Below are 18,632 nucleotides of genomic sequence, written 5' to 3' on the forward strand. Positions count from 1 at the left end.
ACTACTGCTTCTCCGCCAGAATACGCTGTACGGGTTTAAAACTGGTCCTGTGGTGTGGAGTGGCACCATGCTCACTCAGCGCCGCAAAATGTGCTTTCGTTGGATAGCCTTTATGCGCCGCAAAGCCATATTGTGGATACTGATTATCCAGTTCCAGCATTTCCTGATCCCGCGTGACTTTTGCAAGTATAGATGCTGCACTGATCTCAGCCACCAGGCTGTCTCCCTTAACAACAGCCTGCGCAGGCACAGTCAGCTCAGGTAAACGGTTGCCATCAACAAACACAAACTGCGCTTTCACCGCTAAGCCTTCTACGGCACGCGTCATGGCTAACATAGTGGCATGCAGGATATTGAGCTCGTCAATCTCACTAACCGTGGCACGTGCCACGTGATAGCACAGTGCTTTTTGCTTAATCTCTTGCGCCAATAACAGGCGCTTTTTCTCGGTGAGTTTTTTCGAGTCCGTCAGACCTTCGATTGGGTTAGCCGGATCCAGGATCACGGCTGCCGTCACCACGTCCCCAACTAAAGGGCCACGACCCACTTCATCTACGCCTGCAATAAACTGCACATCAGGACGTTCAATTTGCATCAATTAACTCCACTACTGCCAGTGCCGCCTGTTTACTGGCATCACGGCGAATATTCTGGTGAATATCATAAAAACGTTGGATCAGGGCTGAGTTATCTCCTTTCAGCAAAGGTAGCAATGCATCCGTGAGTGCATCAGGATTACAATCCTGTTGTAAAAACTCTTCTACCAGGGCTTCGTCCGCTAACAGGTTTGGCAACGAAAAATGCTTGATGTTGAAGGTAAAAAAGGTATTAAAAATCCAGTAGCTTAAGGGCTTAAGCTTATAACCAACCACCATAGGCTTTTTGTACAGCATGGCCTCCAGTGTTGCTGTGCCAGACGCCAGTAACACCGCTGTGGCCGCGGTCATGGCCAAGGAGGACTGACCATCGAGTAAAATGGTTCTCAGCTCGGGCGCTACCTGGGCCTGAATAGCCTGAAATTGCGCTTTGCGCTTTTCATTTACCAGCGGGACAAGGATTTTTAAGTTTGGGATTTTATCTGCCAAAGCTTTGGCGGTCAGCAGATAAGTTTCACTGAGCTGGCTAACTTCTGAGCCCCGACTGCCAGGCAACAGAGCCAGTACAGTATCAGAGTCTTTAAGACCCAGTTGCGCACGTGCGGCTGACACATCCACATCCAGAGGGATTTCATCTGCCAGGGTATGGCCGACGAAGGTACAGGGCACGTCATGTTTATCATAAAACGCTTTTTCGAATGGCAACAGAGACAACACCAGATTGGTCGCTTCCGCGATTTTAAAAATGCGCTTTTGTCGCCATGCCCAGACGGAAGGACTCACATACTGTACGGTTTTAATTCCGGCCGCTTTTAAAGGTTTTTCGACGCGCAAGTTAAAATCGGGCGCATCAATACCAATGTAAATATCTGGCTTACGTGCAATAAAATGTTCGACCAATTGTTTGCGTATTTTCAGCAAGCGTGGCAAGCGCCCCAGCACTTCTACCAGGCCCATCACGGCCAGCTCTTCCATATCGAATAAGGTTTCACACCCCGCATCCAGCATTTTTGGACCAGCAATACCGATGAATCGTGCATTTGGGTAATGTTCGCGCAGGGCATGAATTAGCCCGGCACCTAGAATGTCACCAGAAAGTTCGCCGGCAACAATCCCTATCGTAATTTCTTTTTCGTTGGCCATGTGATTCTTTTAGAATAAAAAAACGCCATACAGGCTGTATGGCGTTAGTATATCAGATACAAATATGCGATGTAGAAAGGTTATCGGTCGTTATATAAATTTAACGAACCAGGCCTCTTTCTGAGGTCGCAATAAAGTCGATCATTTGCTGTACACCAGCAAACTTGGCTGCATCCTCACGCATGACTTCCAATGCCTCGTCCAGCTTAAGCCCTTTACGGAATAACGTCTTGTACGCTCGGCGAATCGCCATGATCTCATCCGACTCATATCCTCGGCGCTTTAACCCTTCGGAGTTAATCGCGGCAGGTCGGGCCGGAGTACCCGTGGTTGTAACAAATGGCGGCACATCCTGATTTACACCGCTGTACATGCCAACAAAAGCATGTGCGCCGATTTTACAGAACTGATGTACCCCGGAGTTACCAGCCAGGATAACAAAATCGCCCACATGAACATGCCCGGCCACACTGGCGTTGTTAGCAAAAATCACGTTGTTGCCAATGACAGCATCATGCGCAACATGAGTGTACGCCATAAACAAATTATTGCTGCCAATCTGGGTAATACCTTTATCCTGTATTGTGCCTCTGTGAATAGTGGCACACTCGCGGATAATGTTGTTATCACCAATTACGAGTTTCGTTGGTTCATCCTTGTACTTTTTATCTTGGCAGGCCTCGCCCACTGATGCGAACTGAAAAATGTGGTTGCCTGAACCAATCACGCTGGGTCCTTTAATTACCACGTGAGATTCAATTTTACAGTTATCTCCGATAACAACATCGTTACCGATATAACTGTAGGGGCCAACCGATACGTTTTCGCCCAGCTGAGCACCTGACTCAATAATTGCAGTAGGATGGATCACGCTTAAAACTCTCTTCTTGCACACATTATTTCAGCGCTACATACGACCTTACCGTCGACCTTAGCAACACCAGAAAATTTCCAAATATTGCGGCGCTCTTTAACAAATTCAACATGTAAATGCATGGTGTCACCAGGCACAACAGGATGCTTGAAGCGCGCATTATCTATCGCTGCAAACAAGTATAGTTCATTATCGCCGCGGTTTTCGACTGTCTTAAAGCCCAGAAGGCCAGTCGCCTGAGCCATTGCTTCTAATATCATCACGCCAGGGAAGATTGGCTGATCAGGGAAATGACCGGTAAAGATAGGCTCATTGGCAGTCACATTTTTAACTGCGTGTAAGTATTCGCCCGGTTTGTGGTCAATGACCTTGTCTACCAGCAGCATCGGGTATCGATGTGGTAGTAGCTTGAGGATTTCTTGAATATCGAAGCTATTTAATTCGTTGGCCAAAATAACATCCTTTAGTTATCAGTATGTTTAAGCTGTTCAGTGAGGCTTTCCAGCGCTTTTAATCGCGCCTTAAAATCAGAAAGATTGCGTAGATGAGCAATATTTTTACGCCACTCTTTATTGGTGGTGTGTGGCATACCTGATGAGTAAATCCCCGGCTCGGAGATCCCTTTGGTCACCATGCTCATACCTGTAATGACGACTCCGTCACACACTTCATTGTGTCCGTTGACAGCCACCATACCGCCTATCTGGCAGTATTTACCGATTTTCACGCTACCGGCCATAACACTACAGCCAGCAATGGCCGTACCGTAGCCAATTTCAACATTGTGTGCAATTTGAATTTGATTATCCAGGATCACATTGTCGTGGATCACAGTGTCATCCAGCGCCCCACGGTCAATGGTCGTGCTCGCTCCGACTTCTACGCGATTACCGATAATGACGCTGCCAAGCTGAGGAATTTTAACCCACTCTCCGCCTTCGTTAGCGTAACCAAAGCCATCACTGCCGATCACAGCTCCAGACTGGAATAAGCATGATTCACCAATAACGACTTCGTGATAAATGGTGACATTGGCCCACAGTTTAGTCTTTGCACCTATGCGGGTATGCTTACCAACAAAACAACCTGGCCCAATCTGAACGTCATCGCCCAGCTCAACGCCCGCTTCTATTACGGCATTAGCACCAATGCTGACATTTTGCCCAAGCTTAACGGATGCATCTACTGATGCCCGCTCATGAATACCTTGTGCGGCATTGGGTGTGGTATCCATATATTGCGCAAGTTTAGCATAGGCAACATATGGATTATCACAGATAAGCTTGTTACCAGAGAAGTGCTCTGCTTCACCAGGCGCGAGTATCACGGCCCCTGCTTGCGTAGATGCAAGTTGGCTGCGGTACTTTTTATTCGCAAGGAACCCAATGTCCTTATCACCTGCATTCAGCAAGGTGGCGATTTTCTCAATTGGCTGAGCCGGATCGCCTTGTAAATCGGCGCCCAGTGCCTCAGCCAACTGCGACAAAGTGTAGTGTTTGGTCATTACTTTTTACTGACTACTTCAACAATTTTATCAGACAGGTCAGAAACTTTATCAGGGTTGAAGTAAATTGTCGTATCTTTTACTCGAACTTCGTCATATTTTCCTTTTTTGGCAACTTCTTCAATGGCATCAACGATCAGTTTCTGAACTTTTGCCAGCTCCTGGTTTTGACGCACTTTGATTTCTTGCTCAAGAGGACGACCTTTTTTAGCCAGCTCTTGCTGCATGCCCTGAATCTTTTCACGCAATGCAGCTTGCTGGTCTTCGCTCATTGTCGCGCTTTCACGCTTGAACTTTTCAGCTTCGAAACGGATGTCACCTTGTAGTTTTTCTAATTCTTGGCGACGTTCAGCGAATTCAGCTTGTAAAGTTTTCTCAATCTCAGCCATTTGCGGCAACTTGCCATAAATGCTTTGCATATCGACCAGGCCAACTTTGTGTGCAAACGCAGACGCAGACGCCCCCATCATGAGTGTAGCCATCAGCGCCATGGCCGAAGTTTTAAATAGGTTTTTCACAATTAGCTCCTTAGAAAGTATTACTTATATTGAAGCTGATGAAGTCTGTTTCATCATCTTCTTCTTTTTTCAGTGGGTAGGCGAAACTGATCAGCATAGGCCCCATTGGCGAGATCCACTGTACAGATAAGCCCGTAGACACTCTGAATCGACTTGGATCAGAGTAGTCTGACAGTGTGTTATAAACACTTGGTGACAAGTTGGTGTAACGATCAACGTCAAACTCCGTATCCCAGACGTTAGCAGCATCAATAAAGAGGCTGGTACGCACTGAACTGGTGTTTTCCTCATCCATAAACGGAGTTGGAACAATCATTTCTATACCTGCCAGCGCTTTTGCGTTACCGCCGATACGACCACCCTGTACCAGGTTATCAAATTGCGGATCACCACCGATTGAGCCAGGTATTGTACCATCTGGCAGTGCTGTACCGCCGATAGCGGTAGGGACACGCTGCAACGCGCGCGGCAAAATGGTGTTACGGTCAAAGCCGCGCAATTCCATTTCAGTGATACGGTAGAACTCCTGGAACGGCAGTGTTTGCTCAAAGCCGTTAACTTCTCCGTAGCCATTACCATAGGCAAGTCCCGCACGAGCAGAGAATACCCAGCGATGGTCATTACTGACTGGCCAGTAGAAACGTGAGTCGTAGTTGATTTTAAAGAAGTTCAGATCCGAGTTAGGAGTGGTAACCCTGAAAGTGGCACTTTGTCGTGAACCATCTGTCGGGAACATACCACGGTTAACCGTGATACGAGACCAGCCCACGCTGAGCTCATATTTAGTAAAGTCAAATCCGGCATTCGGGTTGTCTTGATCGGTAAACGCTAAAACCATCACCCGGGATTGTTCGTAGTTCGGAATTCGATCCAGCTCTTCTTCAATCCAGCGCACACCAAAGTTGATACGGTTAACGGCATCGATTGGGAAACCAAAATTGGTGCCAATACCATAGTTAGTCTGGTCATAATCAATCAGACCTAACTTAGTACCATCGAAGTCACTGTAAAAAATACTACTGCCCTGAGATACGCCATCCGGTGTGAAATAAGGGTCGGTATAAGAAACGGTGTAACGCTTAGAGCCACGGCCAGTGTTAATGTTGAATGCGAGCTGGTTACCTGTACCCAGGAAGTTGGACTCACTCACCCCAACGTTGAACTGTAAACCACCATATGAGCCATAGGCAACACCTGCCTGGAAGCTTCCAGCGGGTTGCTCTTTTACTTTAAAATCGACATCAACCTGATCATCAACACCCGGGATTGGCTTAACTTCAAAGTCGACACTTTCCATATAGGGTAAACGCTGGATCTGTAGTTTTGAACGCTCCAGACTCTGGTTAGACAACCAGGCGCCTTCAAGCTGAGTCATTTCACGACGCACGACATGATCGGCGGTGACCTGATTACCATTGACGGCAATGCGGCGCACATAAACACGTTTGCCCGGGTCTACGGCCAGCGTCAGCTTAACTTCTTTGTTTTCATCGTCAATATCTGGAACAGTGCGCACTTCAGCATTGGCATAACCAAAACGCGCTAGGTAGCTTTTAATAAATTCTTCGGTGGCCGTTACAATTGAGCCATTATACAGCTCTCCACTTTTCAGTGGCACAACGCTGCGGATCAGTTCTTCACGGCCTAACAGGTCACCAATGAACTCGAAGTCCTTCACCATGTACTGCTCACCTTCGGTGAGGTTTGCAGTGACATAAACAGACTCGCGCTCAGGGCTGACAGAAACCTGAGTTGAATCTATGTTGAATCGCAGGTAGCCACGGTCAAGATAGTAACTGCGGATCTTTTCAAGATCGCCTTCAATGGTTTGCTTCTGATAACGGTCACTCGAGAGGAACTGCCACCAAGGTAAGTCTTGCTGCGACTCGGCCAGCTTCAGCAGCTCTTCATCAGAAAAGAGTTCATTACCCACCAAGTTGATTTGTCTGACGGATGCCGCATCTCCTTCTTTGAACTCCAGCTTCAGCCTTACCCGGTTACGTGGCAGCTCGACAATGCTCGTTTCAATCTTGGCATTGTATTTACCGATACTATGGAAGAACTCGATCAGACCTTTCTCGACACTGTCGATAACGGTTTTGTCAAGGGTCTCACCAGCACGAATATTTTGCTGATCTAAGCTTTGTTGTAGCTGTTCATCTTTGATGTCTTTGTTGCCATCAAACTCAATAGAGGCAATCGTGGGACGTTCTTTGACTTTGAAAATAACCTGATTGCCATCACGGAATGCAGCGATATCATCAAAGTGACCAGACGCAAATAGTGCCTTAATCGTCTTAGACACAGTGTAATCGTCAATTTGATCACCAACGTTGATGGGAATGTGCGTTAACGCAGCGCCCAGCGCAACGCGCTGCAGGCCTTCAACTTTCAAATCTTCTACGATAAAGGAGTTTTGCCCCAGAGCAGCAAAGCTCGCGCCCAGTAAACTCGTTACAGCTAAATGTTTTTTTATAGGCATTTTATTATCTTTATCCTTTACAGCTTACGGCGAACAGTGCGCCTCAATTGCTATCGCACCTAGCGGCCTAAAGCCTCGATACATCGTTAAGTAGTGCAAAACAAGTTAGCGCCAGGAGCACAACCGCACCCACCTTGTAGCCTAACTCTTGTGTCTTTTCAGAGACCGGTTTTTTGCGAATTAGTTCAATAAAGTAATACATTAAGTGCCCGCCATCTAAGACCGGCAGGGGTAAAAGGTTGAAAACCCCAAGGTTCACGCTAATTAAGGCCAAAAAGCCTAAAAATGCGACAAACCCATAACTGACACTATTTCCGGCCCCAACAGCTATGCCAACTGGCCCACTGAGATTCTTGACCGATACCTGGCCGGTCAATAAATTACCAATCATCTCAAAACTGAGCGCCGTCAAATCGTAGGTCTTTTTAACGCCCAGCACGATACTATCGAATACCCCGTATTGTCTAGTTTCAATATAACCTTCCGGCCAGGGTTCAAGCACTGGCACGACCCCTAAATAACCTGTCAACACCCCTGAGCTGTCTTCCCGCCCCTGTGGTGTTGGGTAGAGGTCAATTTCCTCTCCAGCTCGTTGTACAACTAAATGACTGCGTTTTTGTGCTGAGGTTTGTACCAGCTGAACAAACTGTTCCCAGGAGTTAAGAGGTTCATTGTTATAACGCAGCAGTTTATCGCCAACCTCCAGTCCGCCGTCCTCTGCAGCTGAGCCTTTAGCGACCTGAGCAATTTCTAGTTTAAGATTGGGGCGATAAGGTTGGATCCCCACAGATGTCAGCGGCGGGACGTCTTGCTCGTCTAGTCGCCACGCTCGGGTATCGAGTTGACGCAAGGCCAGTTGTCCCTTGCTGTCCTGAACTTTGAGTATTACCTCTGATTCGCCTAAGCCACTCATCAGCGCAAACGTTACTTCCTGCCAGGACTGAACAAGCTGTTCATCAACACTAATGATGCGGTCTCCGGATTGCACCTGCGCCAGCTCAGCAATACTATTTTTCGTCACGTCTCCAACAATGGGCTTGGCATTTTGCACCCCGATCATATACATCAGAGCCAGTGCGAAAATAGCGAAAATAAAGTTTGCAAGTGGCCCTGCGGCTGAAATCGCAATTCTGGAAAGGACGGGTTTATTGTTAAATGACAAGTGCTGTTCTGCTGCGTCGACCTCATCGACTCGTTCATCTAACATGCGAACGTATCCACCCAGAGGGATAGCAGCGATCACGTATTCGGTTCCCAGTTTGTCGTACCAGCGCACCAAGGGCTTTCCGAATCCGATAGAAAAGCGAAGTACCTTGACGCCTGCTTTTCTGGCAACCCAGAAATGGCCATATTCATGCACAGCCACTAAGATCCCCAGTGCGACGATGAAAGAACCCAGGTTCCAGAAAAATTCCAACATAACTACTCCTACTTACTGATCAGTTCCCTGGCCAGCCTGCGCGCTTGCGCATCCTGTGCCATTATCGCGTCCACAGAGTGTAATGGTTCCTGATGGCAGCGTTCAAGCACTTCAGCGTTAATGCGATAAATATCGCAAAATCCTATTTGCTCGTTCAAAAAGGCCGCGACCGCTATTTCGTTCGCCGCATTCAGCGTTGTTGTTGCTGACTGACCGCTGCGGCAGGCATCGATTGCCAACTTTAAGTTGGGGTAGCGATTGAAATCGGGTTTGGTAAAGGTGAAATCAACAATATCTGAAAAATCGAGTGGTTTTACGCCCGCTTCGATTCGCTCCGGATAGGCCAGACCATAAGCGATTGGCGTGCGCATATCGGGTTGTCCCATCTGTGCGATGACAGAGCCGTCGATGTATTGCACCATAGAGTGGATCATACTTTGTGGATGGATCACTACCTCTATGTCGTCCGCCTGACAGTGGAAAAGCCACTTTGCTTCGACAAACTCAAGGCCCTTGTTCATCATGGTCGCGGAATCAACTGAGATTTTCTGTCCCATTGACCAGTTTGGGTGTGCGACCGCTTCCGCAACGGTGACATCAGCCAAGGTATTAATTGCGCGATTCAGGAAAGGGCCCCCTGAGCCAGTAAGGAGAATTTTTTTGATCCCCTGAGTATCGAGTTGATTGCTTTGGCCATTTTGAACCGCCGTGGGCAGGCACTGAAAAATAGCATTATGTTCACTGTCTATGGGGAGCAAAGTCGCACCGTGGCGCTTTACTTTGTCCATAAACAATTGTCCGGACATCACCAAGGATTCTTTATTGGCCAGTAGGACTTTCTTGCCCTGCTCGACTGCCGCCAGCGTAGGCAGTAAACCTGCGGCCCCAACGATCGCCGACATTACAATATCAACGTCTGGGTGGGCAGCCATATCACACATTGCCTGAGTGCCGCAGAGCACCTCGGTCGGCTGAGCGCTCAGCGCTTCCTTTACCTGCCTGGCTGCTTCTTCGTTACGCATTACCACGTAGCGAGGTTGATGCTGAAGGGCCTGCTCAATCACCAGCGACACATTGTTGCCAGCTACCAGTGCAAAAACCTGGTAACGCGCGCTGTTTCTGCCTACGACATCAAGCGTGGATGTACCAATTGAACCGGTAGAGCCTAAGATAACCAGGTTTTGTTTGTCACTCATAGTGTCACCGTCCAGGCATACAGCAAAGCGAAAATGGGAGCAGCGGCGGTTAAACTATCGATACGGTCAAGAATACCGCCATGTCCCGGCAAACATTTGCCCGAGTCTTTTAACCCGGCTTCACGTTTAAACATGCTTTCCAGCAAATCACCGACAGCAGAAAACAGCGCTATCACAACGGTTAAGCCGGCATACAATAGCCACTGGTGTTGCTCTACGTCGCTGCAATAGCAGAAAATAACCACAAACACGACAGACGTCAGTAAACCGCCGATCAACCCTTCAATGGTTTTATTGGGGCTGACGTTAGGCATCAGCTTGTGCTTGCCAAAATTCTTACCTGCGAAATAGGCACCGATATCTGCACTCCAGACAATGCCCAGCACCACCATGATTAATACCGAGCCATATTGCTCTGCCTGATGATACTCTGCACTGCGCAGTACATTCAGTGCCAGCCATAGTGGAATTAAGGTCAAAAAGCCGGCGATGGTACGCATGATCATACCTTCATTCCAGGCTCTGGCCATACGCGGATAATTCATAACCAGAACGGTTGCAACCAGCCACCAGGCTGCGGCGAGCGTAAAGACATAGTTCGCATCTGCAACCAAACGCCCTTGTTGCCATAATTCAGTGATCGGCCAGTGTACATGAAGAGCCGCCAGCACCGCTGCCATAATAAGGACGTAGACGCCTTTGTGGAGCCGATTAGTCAGGCCTATAAAGGCCGCCCATTCCCAGGCGCCCATCAAAATAATGGCGCCGGCAATCACGCTAAATAGTTTAAGTGGTGTGAAAAACACCAATAGTAAGGCCAGTGGCGCCAGCACCACCGACGTCATAACACGTTGTTTTAACAAACTTTATACCTTCAACTTGTTGTTTTGCGCTCGGCGAGTAATTGTTTTATTTGTTCGCCGGTACAACCGAAACGTCGCTCTCTGGAAACGTAGCAGGCAAGCGCCTCTGAAAATGCTTCCTCATTAAAATCTGGCCATAGCGTTTCGGTAAAATAGAGTTCAGCATACGCAGCCTGCCACAGTAAGAAATTACTGATGCGATAGTCTCCACCCGTTCTGATCAACAGATCCAGTGGACTTTGGTCCGCCATGGTTAGCTGTGAAGATAGCGCCTCTTCCGTAATGTCGGTTGGCTGAATCTCACCACTGGCCACTCGCTGTGCAAGGGACTGGGTCGCCTGCACTATATCCCAGCGGCCACCATAGTTTGCTGCGATATTTAGCTTCAAACCTGTGTTGCTTTCGGTTAACTGTTCTGCATCAGCGACTTTTTGTTGTAACCCGGCTGGGAAGCGCGAGATATCGCCTATGATCGACAGTTTCACATTATTCTTGTGGAGCTTTTTAACTTCTTTACTCAAAACAAACAGGAATAATTCCATCAAAGTACTGACTTCGTCTTCAGGACGACGCCAATTTTCGCTACTAAAGGCGAACAACGTCAATGACTCTATCCCTAGCTTAGAGCAAAACTGCACGGCACTGCGCACTGAATCGACCCCTTTTTTGTGCCCAAAAGCACGGGGACGTTTACGCGACTGAGCCCATCGGCCATTTCCATCCATAATGATGGCAACATGTTTGGGCAGAGATTGCTGTGAAATTGCGTCAGCGGTTAAAATCATAATGCCTATTTAAGTAAAAAAAAACGCCGTCTAGTATACCTTAGACGGCGCTGCAAACCTAATAAATTTGTGGTTGCTTAGATTTCCATCAGCTCTGCTTCTTTCGCGCTCAGCTGAGTGTCCATCTCTTTGATAAACTTATCAGTTAGCTTCTGGATCTCGTCTTCTGCCTGACGTGCTTCGTCCTCAGAAATCTCTTTGTCTTTAAGTAGAGACTTCACGTCACCATTGGCATCACGGCGGATATTACGTACCGCAACACGGCCACCTTCGACTTCACCACGTACGATCTTGATAAGGTCCTTACGGCGCTCTTCTGTCAATGGAGGAAGTGGAACACGGATAACAGTACCGGCAGACATAGGGTTCAGACCTAAGTCAGACGCCATAATGGCTTTTTCTACTGCTTGTGCCAGAGACTTGTCAAATACGCTGATAGCCAGGGTACGAGAGTCTTCTACCGTCACGTTGGCAACCTGGTTCAGTGGCGTGTCAGCTCCGTAGTAAGATACTGAAATACCGTCAAGTAATGCCGGGTGCGCACGGCCAGTACGGATTTTAGACAGCTGGCTTGCCAGCGCAGCTACACTTTTTGTCATGCGCTCTTGCGCATCTTTTTTAATATCATCAATCACAGTGCTATCCTATTCTTTACTGTATTAATCGGACTCAGCTGGCGAGTTTAATTACGGTTTTGCCAAGGTTCTTAACCTAAGCCCTTACTCCGCAGCTGGTTGTGTACTGATTAAAGTGCCTTCTTCTTCACCCATGATAACACGCTTTAGCGCGCCTGGTTTGTTCATGTTGAATACGCTCAAAGGCATGTTGTGGTCACGAGCCAGGGTAAATGCCGCCAGGTCCATAACCTTTAATTCTCTTTCAATCACTTCATTGTAAGTCAGGTGACGATGGAGTTCTGCGTCCGGGTTTTTCACCGGGTCATCACTAAATACACCATCTACTTTAGTGGCCTTGATCACCGTATCCGCTTCGATTTCGATACCACGCAGACAGGCTGCCGAATCTGTGGTGAAGAACGGATTACCGGTACCCGCTGAGAAGATCACGACGCGACCTGATTTCAGCAAGCTGATTGCTTCTGCCCAGTTGTACGCATCACATACACCATTAAGAGGAATGGCAGACATCAGTCGGGCATTCACAAACGCACGGTGCAGCGCATCACGCATCGCCAAACCATTCATGACCGTTGCCAGCATACCCATGTGGTCACCCACTACGCGGTTCATACCCGCTTCGGCCAAAGAGCCGCCACGTAAGAAGTTACCGCCGCCGATAACCAAACCCACTTCTACGTCGAGTTCTACAAGTTCTTTTATTTCTTGGGCCATACGATCCAATACTTTTGGATCGATTCCAAAGCCTTCATCTCCCATCAAAGCTTCGCCGCTAAGTTTAAGAAGAACGCGTCTAAAAACAGGTTTTCGATTGATAGTCATAATTTCCGGGCCAAATTAAAAGTGAGATACAAAATAACCGCGCTTATGCTACACATAAATGCGCGGTTATTTTAGAGAATTTTGTGCAGTGACGCAAAAGCAAATCTCATCTCGAGGAGGCTTTTGCATCACTTAATCACCTAAGCGTGATTATTCGCCTTTCGCAGCTGCGATTTGAGCAGCAACTTCAGCAGCGAAGTCTTCTTCTTTCTTCTCGATACCTTCACCTACTTCAAGGCGAATGAATGAAGCAACAGAAGCACCTTTCTCTTTCAGGTACTCGCCAACAGACTTCTTAGGCTCCATGATGAACGACTGACCAGTAAGAGAGATCTCACCAGTGAACTTCTTCATGCGGCCAACAACCATTTTCTCAGCGATTTCAGCAGGCTTGCCTTCGTTCATAGCGATTTCAACCTGAACCGCTTTTTCTTTCTCTACAACCTCAGCAGGTACGTCTTCTGGGTTTAGGTAGTCAGGCTTAGACGCAGCAACGTGCATTGCAACGTGCTTCAGAGTCTCTTCGTCAGCGTCACCAGTTACAACAACACCGATACGGTCGCCGTGACGGTATGCAGAGATGTTTTCGCCGTCGATGTACTCAACGCGACGAACGTTGATGTTTTCACCGATTTTAGCAACTAGTGCAACACGCGTTTCTTCGAACTGAGCTTTCAAAGTTTCGATGTCTGTCTTAGCTTCAGCAGCAGCGTCAAGAACAGTGTTAGCGAAACCCAGGAAGTTTTCGTCTTTAGCAACGAAGTCAGTTTGACAGTTAACTTCAAGAAGTGCAGCGAAACCTTCACCTTGCTTGATCAGGATTGTACCTTCAGCAGCAATGTTACCAGCTTTTTTAGCCGCTTTAGCAGCACCGCTCTTACGCATGTTTTCGATCGCCAGATCGATGTCACCGTTAGTTTCAGTCAGTGCTTTTTTACAATCCATCATGCCAGCGCCAGTACGCTCGCGAAGTTCTTTAACTAGGGCAGCAGTTACAGCCATTAGAATATCCTCAATTCTGAATTCGGTTTTTTGATAAGCGAATTACCGCTTGTAAAGAATATCAAGTCTTCGGAAAAATAAGATGAAGACTTGATGACAGCTTAGTGCGTTACAACCGGCCACCCGCACACCTGTGTTGCCAGTGGCACGGTTTGTAATCTATTACTCAGCTTCTACGAAGTCGTCGCTTTCAGCTTGAGCAACGATGTTGCTTTCACGACCTTCAGTGATAGCAGTCGCAACAGCACCAGTGTAAAGCTGGATAGCGCGGATCGCGTCATCGTTACCTGGGATGATGAAGTCAACGCCATCTGGGTTAGAGTTAGTATCAACAACAGATACTACTGGAATGCCCAGGTTGTTTGCTTCACGGATAGCGATGTGCTCGTGGTCAGCATCGATGATGAAGATAGCGTCTGGAAGACCGCCCATATCTTTGATACCACCAAGGCTCTTCTCAAGCTTTTCCATTTCGCGAGTTTTCATCAAAGCTTCTTTTTTAGTCAGCTTTTCGAAAGTACCGTCTTGGCTTTGAGTCTCAAGGTCTTTAAGACGCTTGATTGACTGACGAACTGTTTTCCAGTTAGTCAGCATACCACCTAACCAACGGTGATTTACGTAGAACTGCTCGCTTTGAATAGCTGCTTCTTTAACTGCTTCGCTTGCAGCGCGCTTAGTACCTACGAAAAGGATTTTACCTTTGTTAGATGCAACGTTCGAAAGGAACTTAAGTGCATCGTTGAACATAGGAACAGTCTTTTCCAGGTTGATGATATGTACACGGTTACGAGCGCCGAAGATGAAAGGCTTCATCTTAGGGTTCCAGTAACGAGCCTGGTGACCGAAGTGAACACCAGCTTGAAGCATATCGCGCATTGAAACGTTTGCCATTTGTATTTTCCTCTAATTTAGTTAGGGTTAGGCCTCCACATATCCCATAACACCAACAAGTTCGAAAATTCGGTTACCCGATAATTTGTTCCGCGCTTGCACCCAAGTGTATGTGTCGATATGTGTGTGTGTTAAAATTAAATTTCGTGTTGTCTTCGTTACAAACAACCTGTGAGCCGAATCCGGCTGAAAGATTTATTTGTAAAAAGACGGCGCGCTTTATACCATATAAAAGAAATTAACTCAACGTTTGGGCTAAAAATCGTTCATAAACTAGCCTGGTGTTGTTGCGTCGAAACTATGACTTGGAGTCTCAATGAGTGCAGTGATCAAAACCCCTGAAGAAATCGAAAAAATGCGTGTTGCCGGTAAGTTAGCCGCAGAAGTATTAGAAATGATTGAACCTTATGTCAAACCAGGGGTGACGACCGATGAGCTGAATACCATTTGTCATAATTATATTGTGGATGTGCAGCAAGCAGTGCCGGCACCACTTAACTACCACGGTTTCCCGAAGTCTATTTGTACCTCAGTGAATCACGTCATTTGTCACGGTATTCCAAACGACAAACCGCTTAAAGAAGGCGACATCGTCAACATTGATGTGACCGTAATCAAAGATGGTTATCACGGCGATACCTCTAAGATGTTCTTTGTTGGTACGCCAAGTATTCAGGGTAAACGTTTGAGCGAAGTCACTCAGGAAGCCCTGTATATTGGTATCCGCATGGTGAAACCGGGCGTGCGCATTGGCGACATCGGCGCTGCGATTCAAAAATATGCCGAGGGCTTTAACTACTCTATCGTACGTGAATATTGCGGCCATGGTATTGGTGCCGAATTCCACGAAGAACCGCAAATTGTGCACTACGGCAAACCAGGAACCGGTGAAGCCCTGCAAGCCGGTATGTGCCTGACCATTGAGCCTATGGTCAATGCCGGCAAGCGCCACTGTAAACTGCTTAAGGACGACTGGACCGTGGTCACTAAGGACCGTAGCCTGTCTGCCCAGTGGGAACACACCCTGCTGGTAACTGAAAATGGGGTAGAAATCCTGACACTGCGCAGCGACGACACCATTGAGCGGGTAATCGAGCACAAAGCATAAGCTGAACTCAAAAACGCCACCAGCCGGTGGCGTCTTGCTTAGCAGACTTGTATGCTGCCTTTTCATCCATTTAAGCGCCCTTACCCTATCACTTTCTCGCATTTTTTTGCCACTTAGTGTAAAACTGAGCTGTGAGTTTTGCGCGCAACATAGGGAGCCCAGGTGGCACTACCAAACAAAGTAAAAACGCTTCTCGACGAAGCGCAAACCTTGAATGACTACAAAAACTGCCAGGCCTATTTTTATAAGTGGCTAAACAATCAGTTTTCTAAACAACCAGTCCGACAGCTTATCAATGCCCGAGCTGAGTTTATTGACCGGCTGCTGATCAAGCTCTACTCCGACACCGGATTGGCCCAATTTCCCGACCTCGCCCTCATTGGCGTAGGTGGATATGGCCGCGGTGAGCTGCATCCGTATTCAGACATCGATTTCCTCTTGCTCTGTAAAGTGGAGCCAGGGCCCGAACTAACAGGATCATTAGAGTCTTTTATGACTTTGCTGTGGGATCTGAACCTGGATATTGGCCACAGCGTAAGAACCCATGAGCAGGTGCTGGAACAAAAACGCGAAGACGTACACTTTACCACCAGCTTGCTGGAAAGCCGCTTAATTTGTGGTAATCACGTAGAGTTCGAGCGACTGAAAAGCCATATTGTCGAAACGCCCATCTGGCAATCGGATGAGTTCTTTATAGCCAAGGTCAAAGAGCAGCGTCTGCGACGCAAAAAATGCCACGGTACGGCTTATAACCTTGAGCCTAATATCAAAGAGAACCCTGGTGGCCTGCGCGACCTTCAGACCATCTTTTGGGTAGCTAAAAAGCACTTTCACGCCGAAACGCTGGAAGAGCTTATCAGCCATGGTTACCTGACTCATGAAGAATATCAGGAGCTGCTGGAGTGCCTGGAAAACCTCTGGAACATACGTTTTGCATTGCATCTGGCCGCCGGGCGCAGCGAAAACCGCCTGCTGTTTGACTATCAGCCTCATGCCGCGGAGCTATTAGGGTTTGGTTCAGAAGGTAAAGCGTCCGTTGAGCGTATGATGAAACGCCTGTTTCGGATCATGAGCCGGGTACGGGAAATGAATCAGATGCTGCTGTCCTATTTTGAGCAGAGCATTTTACCGGATCAAAGCGAGCAAACCGCAGTGCCACTCGATAATCACTTTGAGCGTGTTGGCAAAAGAATTCGGGTCAAGAACCCTTCTGTATTCTTTCGTCGGGAGAACCTGATCTTATTGTTCGAGCACATTGCCGACAACCCGGAGATCACCGATATCGACCCCAGCACCATACGTACGGTGCGCCAGGTAAGACGACGTCTGCTCGGTGACTTACAGGATTATGCCGCCTGCCGTGACGCGCTGATGCGCTTGCTTAAACACCCTAATGGCATGGGTCGCGCATTTACCCTGATGCATAAGCACGGGATCATTGCCGCCTATTTGCCACAGTGGCGTAATATCTTCGGCCAGATGCAGTTCGACTTGTTCCACGCCTACACCGTGGATGAACACACCCATAAGCTGATCAACAATATTTATCGCTACTTCAGTCATGAGCATCAGCATGAGTTTCCGCTGTGCTCTGAAATTGTCACCCGTATGGATAAGCCCGAGTTACTGTATTTGGCAGGGATTTTCCATGACATTGCCAAAGGCCGTGGCGGAGATCATTCAGAATTGGGAGCTGTAGATGCTTCAGCGTTTGCACGCATGCACGGCTTTTCTTCATCCGACAGCAAACTGGTTGCCTGGCTGGTCGAAAACCACCTGCTGATGTCGGTCACCGCGCAGCGTAAGGACATTAATGATCCGGATGTGATCAATGAGTTTGCCTCACGCATCAAAAATGAGCGCCAGCTTGATTATCTCTACTGCCTGACCGTTGCCGATATTCGCGCAACCAATGACAACCTGTGGAATGACTGGAAGAATACGCTATTGCGTGAGCTCTACTTACTCACCCAGCGAGCATTGCGGCTTGGGCTTGAAAACCCCATGGACATGCGAGACCAGATCCGCGACAAGAAACAGCAAGCCAAACAGCGGCTTATCAACAAGGATTACCGCGAAGACCTGATTGATATGATCTGGGCGCGCTTTAAAGCCAACTACTTTACCGCATTTAGTGAACAGCAAATTTCCTGGCATACCGAATACCTGCTCGGTCGTGATGATTTAAGTCAGCCTTGTGTGGTGGTTTCTGAACAGCCTATGCACGGCGGGACTCAGGTATTTGTCTACGCGCCATACGAAGCCAGTCTGTTTGCCAAACTGGTGGCCGTCATTGGCTCCAAAAAAGCCCAGATCCAGCATGCGCAGGTCCTGACCACCAAAGATGGCTACGTGGTCTTTAGCTTTGTCATTCTGGAGGTGGACGGTCGGCCTATCAGCGGTGGACGGGCCAAAACCCTGCGCCGCAGCCTGGAAGTGATCCTGACCGATCCGAAAAAGAAAATACGGCTCAAGAAAAATCGCTCACAACGCTTTAAAGACTTCAACATTAAACCTAAGGTTGTGGTACGCCCCCATGCACGCAGCGACCGCAACCTGATAGAGATCCAGGCGGTAGATATTCCCGGCCTGTTGACTAAAATAGCCGAGGTATTTCAGCTTCATTCACTGCACATTCACGCCGCACGCATTACCACTGTGGGCGAACGTGCAGAGGACTTTTTTGTGGTCTCGGACAAAGATTATCAACGTCTCAGTGAAGATGCCAAAGCATCACTACATCGCTCACTGATGAAAAAACTCAATGCAGAATCTGAATAAATGAGGACA

General features: G+C 47.9%; 17 protein-coding genes. 2 read left to right on the forward strand and 15 right to left on the reverse strand.

Annotated elements, in window-relative coordinates; translation table 11 throughout:
• Position 1: 1 nt before the first annotated feature.
• The 15 genes from rnhB to rpsB all read right to left on the reverse strand — a co-directional run bounded on the left by rnhB (position 2) and on the right by rpsB (position 14,734).
• Complete coding sequence (gene rnhB / locus CWB99_RS15920; RefSeq protein ID WP_138550063.1) at positions 2 to 595, reverse strand: ribonuclease HII; 594 nt, start codon at positions 593 to 595, stop codon at positions 2 to 4.
• Complete coding sequence (gene lpxB, locus CWB99_RS15925; protein ID WP_138550062.1) at positions 585 to 1,739, reverse strand: lipid-A-disaccharide synthase; 1,155 nt, start codon at positions 1,737 to 1,739, stop codon at positions 585 to 587. Before lpxB ends, rnhB begins: the two co-directional genes overlap by 11 nt.
• Positions 1,740 to 1,839: 100 nt before the next feature.
• Entirely contained in the window at positions 1,840 to 2,610 is a 771-nt protein-coding gene (gene lpxA / locus CWB99_RS15930) for an acyl-ACP--UDP-N-acetylglucosamine O-acyltransferase (RefSeq protein ID WP_138550061.1), read from the reverse strand.
• A gap of 2 nt (positions 2,611 to 2,612) precedes the next feature.
• A complete protein-coding gene (gene fabZ, locus CWB99_RS15935) occupies positions 2,613 to 3,065 on the reverse strand; it encodes a 3-hydroxyacyl-ACP dehydratase FabZ (protein ID WP_138550060.1) in 453 nt (150 codons plus the stop codon).
• Positions 3,066 to 3,076: 11 nt separating this feature from the next.
• Positions 3,077 to 4,117 carry a UDP-3-O-(3-hydroxymyristoyl)glucosamine N-acyltransferase gene (lpxD, locus tag CWB99_RS15940; protein WP_138550059.1) on the reverse strand — a complete coding sequence of 347 codons (1,041 nt, stop codon included), beginning with the start codon at positions 4,115 to 4,117 and terminating at the stop codon, positions 3,077 to 3,079.
• Positions 4,117 to 4,635: an OmpH family outer membrane protein gene (locus CWB99_RS15945; RefSeq protein ID WP_054015671.1), complete on the reverse strand. Its 519-nt coding sequence runs from the start codon at positions 4,633 to 4,635 to the stop codon at positions 4,117 to 4,119. Before CWB99_RS15945 ends, lpxD begins: the two co-directional genes overlap by 1 nt.
• A 10-nt stretch (positions 4,636 to 4,645) precedes the next feature.
• On the reverse strand, positions 4,646 to 7,117 hold the full coding sequence (gene bamA / locus CWB99_RS15950; RefSeq protein ID WP_138550058.1) for an outer membrane protein assembly factor BamA: 2,472 nt from the start codon (positions 7,115 to 7,117) through the stop codon (positions 4,646 to 4,648).
• A gap of 67 nt (positions 7,118 to 7,184) precedes the next feature.
• Positions 7,185 to 8,537, reverse strand: coding sequence for a sigma E protease regulator RseP (gene rseP / locus CWB99_RS15955; RefSeq protein ID WP_138550057.1), 1,353 nt, complete (start codon positions 8,535 to 8,537; stop codon positions 7,185 to 7,187).
• Positions 8,538 to 8,545: 8 nt separating this feature from the next.
• Positions 8,546 to 9,733 (reverse strand): 1-deoxy-D-xylulose-5-phosphate reductoisomerase, encoded by a 1,188-nt coding sequence (gene ispC / locus CWB99_RS15960; protein ID WP_138550056.1) that lies wholly within the window; start codon positions 9,731 to 9,733, stop codon positions 8,546 to 8,548.
• Positions 9,730 to 10,596, reverse strand: a complete 867-nt coding sequence (locus CWB99_RS15965) for a phosphatidate cytidylyltransferase (RefSeq protein ID WP_138550055.1) — start codon at positions 10,594 to 10,596, stop codon at positions 9,730 to 9,732. The genes ispC and CWB99_RS15965 overlap by 4 nt, the downstream gene beginning before the upstream one ends.
• Positions 10,597 to 10,607: 11 nt before the next feature.
• A complete protein-coding gene (locus CWB99_RS15970) occupies positions 10,608 to 11,381 on the reverse strand; it encodes an isoprenyl transferase (protein ID WP_138550054.1) in 774 nt (257 codons plus the stop codon).
• 77 nt (positions 11,382 to 11,458) lie between these two features.
• Positions 11,459 to 12,016 (reverse strand): ribosome recycling factor, encoded by a 558-nt coding sequence (gene frr / locus CWB99_RS15975; protein ID WP_010385751.1) that lies wholly within the window; start codon positions 12,014 to 12,016, stop codon positions 11,459 to 11,461.
• 84 nt (positions 12,017 to 12,100) lie between these two features.
• Positions 12,101 to 12,841: a UMP kinase gene (gene pyrH, locus CWB99_RS15980; RefSeq protein ID WP_010385750.1), complete on the reverse strand. Its 741-nt coding sequence runs from the start codon at positions 12,839 to 12,841 to the stop codon at positions 12,101 to 12,103.
• 150 nt (positions 12,842 to 12,991) lie between these two features.
• On the reverse strand, positions 12,992 to 13,843 hold the full coding sequence (gene tsf / locus CWB99_RS15985; protein WP_138550053.1) for a translation elongation factor Ts: 852 nt from the start codon (positions 13,841 to 13,843) through the stop codon (positions 12,992 to 12,994).
• Between the two features lie 162 nt (positions 13,844 to 14,005).
• Positions 14,006 to 14,734 carry a 30S ribosomal protein S2 gene (rpsB, locus tag CWB99_RS15990; protein ID WP_049866374.1) on the reverse strand — a complete coding sequence of 243 codons (729 nt, stop codon included), beginning with the start codon at positions 14,732 to 14,734 and terminating at the stop codon, positions 14,006 to 14,008.
• 316 nt (positions 14,735 to 15,050) lie between these two features.
• Between rpsB and map the strand changes: the two genes are divergently transcribed.
• Positions 15,051 to 15,842 carry a type I methionyl aminopeptidase gene (map, locus tag CWB99_RS15995; protein ID WP_138550052.1) on the forward strand — a complete coding sequence of 264 codons (792 nt, stop codon included), beginning with the start codon at positions 15,051 to 15,053 and terminating at the stop codon, positions 15,840 to 15,842.
• A gap of 162 nt (positions 15,843 to 16,004) precedes the next feature.
• Positions 16,005 to 18,623: a [protein-PII] uridylyltransferase gene (gene glnD / locus CWB99_RS16000; RefSeq protein ID WP_138550051.1), complete on the forward strand. Its 2,619-nt coding sequence runs from the start codon at positions 16,005 to 16,007 to the stop codon at positions 18,621 to 18,623.
• Positions 18,624 to 18,632 lie beyond the last annotated feature (9 nt).

Origin of the sequence: Pseudoalteromonas rubra, from assembly GCF_005887095.1 — a bacterium.
GTDB classification, from domain to species: Bacteria; Pseudomonadota; Gammaproteobacteria; order Enterobacterales; family Alteromonadaceae; genus Pseudoalteromonas; species Pseudoalteromonas rubra_E.

What these genes read in the sequence shown, in the direction of transcription:
- lpxD (WP_138550059.1), bottom strand. Translation starts at nt 4,117, where the DNA reads ATGACCAAACACTACACTTTGTCGCAGTTGGCTGAGGCACTGGGCGCC.
- CWB99_RS15970 (WP_138550054.1), bottom strand. Translation starts at nt 11,381, where the DNA reads ATGATTTTAACCGCTGACGCAATTTCACAGCAATCTCTGCCCAAACAT.
- map (WP_138550052.1), top strand. Translation starts at nt 15,051, where the DNA reads ATGAGTGCAGTGATCAAAACCCCTGAAGAAATCGAAAAAATGCGTGTT.
- bamA (WP_138550058.1), bottom strand. Translation starts at nt 7,117, where the DNA reads ATGCCTATAAAAAAACATTTAGCTGTAACGAGTTTACTGGGCGCGAGC.
- rnhB (WP_138550063.1), bottom strand. Translation starts at nt 595, where the DNA reads ATGCAAATTGAACGTCCTGATGTGCAGTTTATTGCAGGCGTAGATGAA.
- pyrH (WP_010385750.1), bottom strand. Translation starts at nt 12,841, where the DNA reads ATGACTATCAATCGAAAACCTGTTTTTAGACGCGTTCTTCTTAAACTT.
- rseP (WP_138550057.1), bottom strand. Translation starts at nt 8,537, where the DNA reads ATGTTGGAATTTTTCTGGAACCTGGGTTCTTTCATCGTCGCACTGGGG.
- lpxB (WP_138550062.1), bottom strand. Translation starts at nt 1,739, where the DNA reads ATGGCCAACGAAAAAGAAATTACGATAGGGATTGTTGCCGGCGAACTT.
- rpsB (WP_049866374.1), bottom strand. Translation starts at nt 14,734, where the DNA reads ATGGCAAACGTTTCAATGCGCGATATGCTTCAAGCTGGTGTTCACTTC.
- ispC (WP_138550056.1), bottom strand. Translation starts at nt 9,733, where the DNA reads ATGAGTGACAAACAAAACCTGGTTATCTTAGGCTCTACCGGTTCAATT.
- tsf (WP_138550053.1), bottom strand. Translation starts at nt 13,843, where the DNA reads ATGGCTGTAACTGCTGCCCTAGTTAAAGAACTTCGCGAGCGTACTGGC.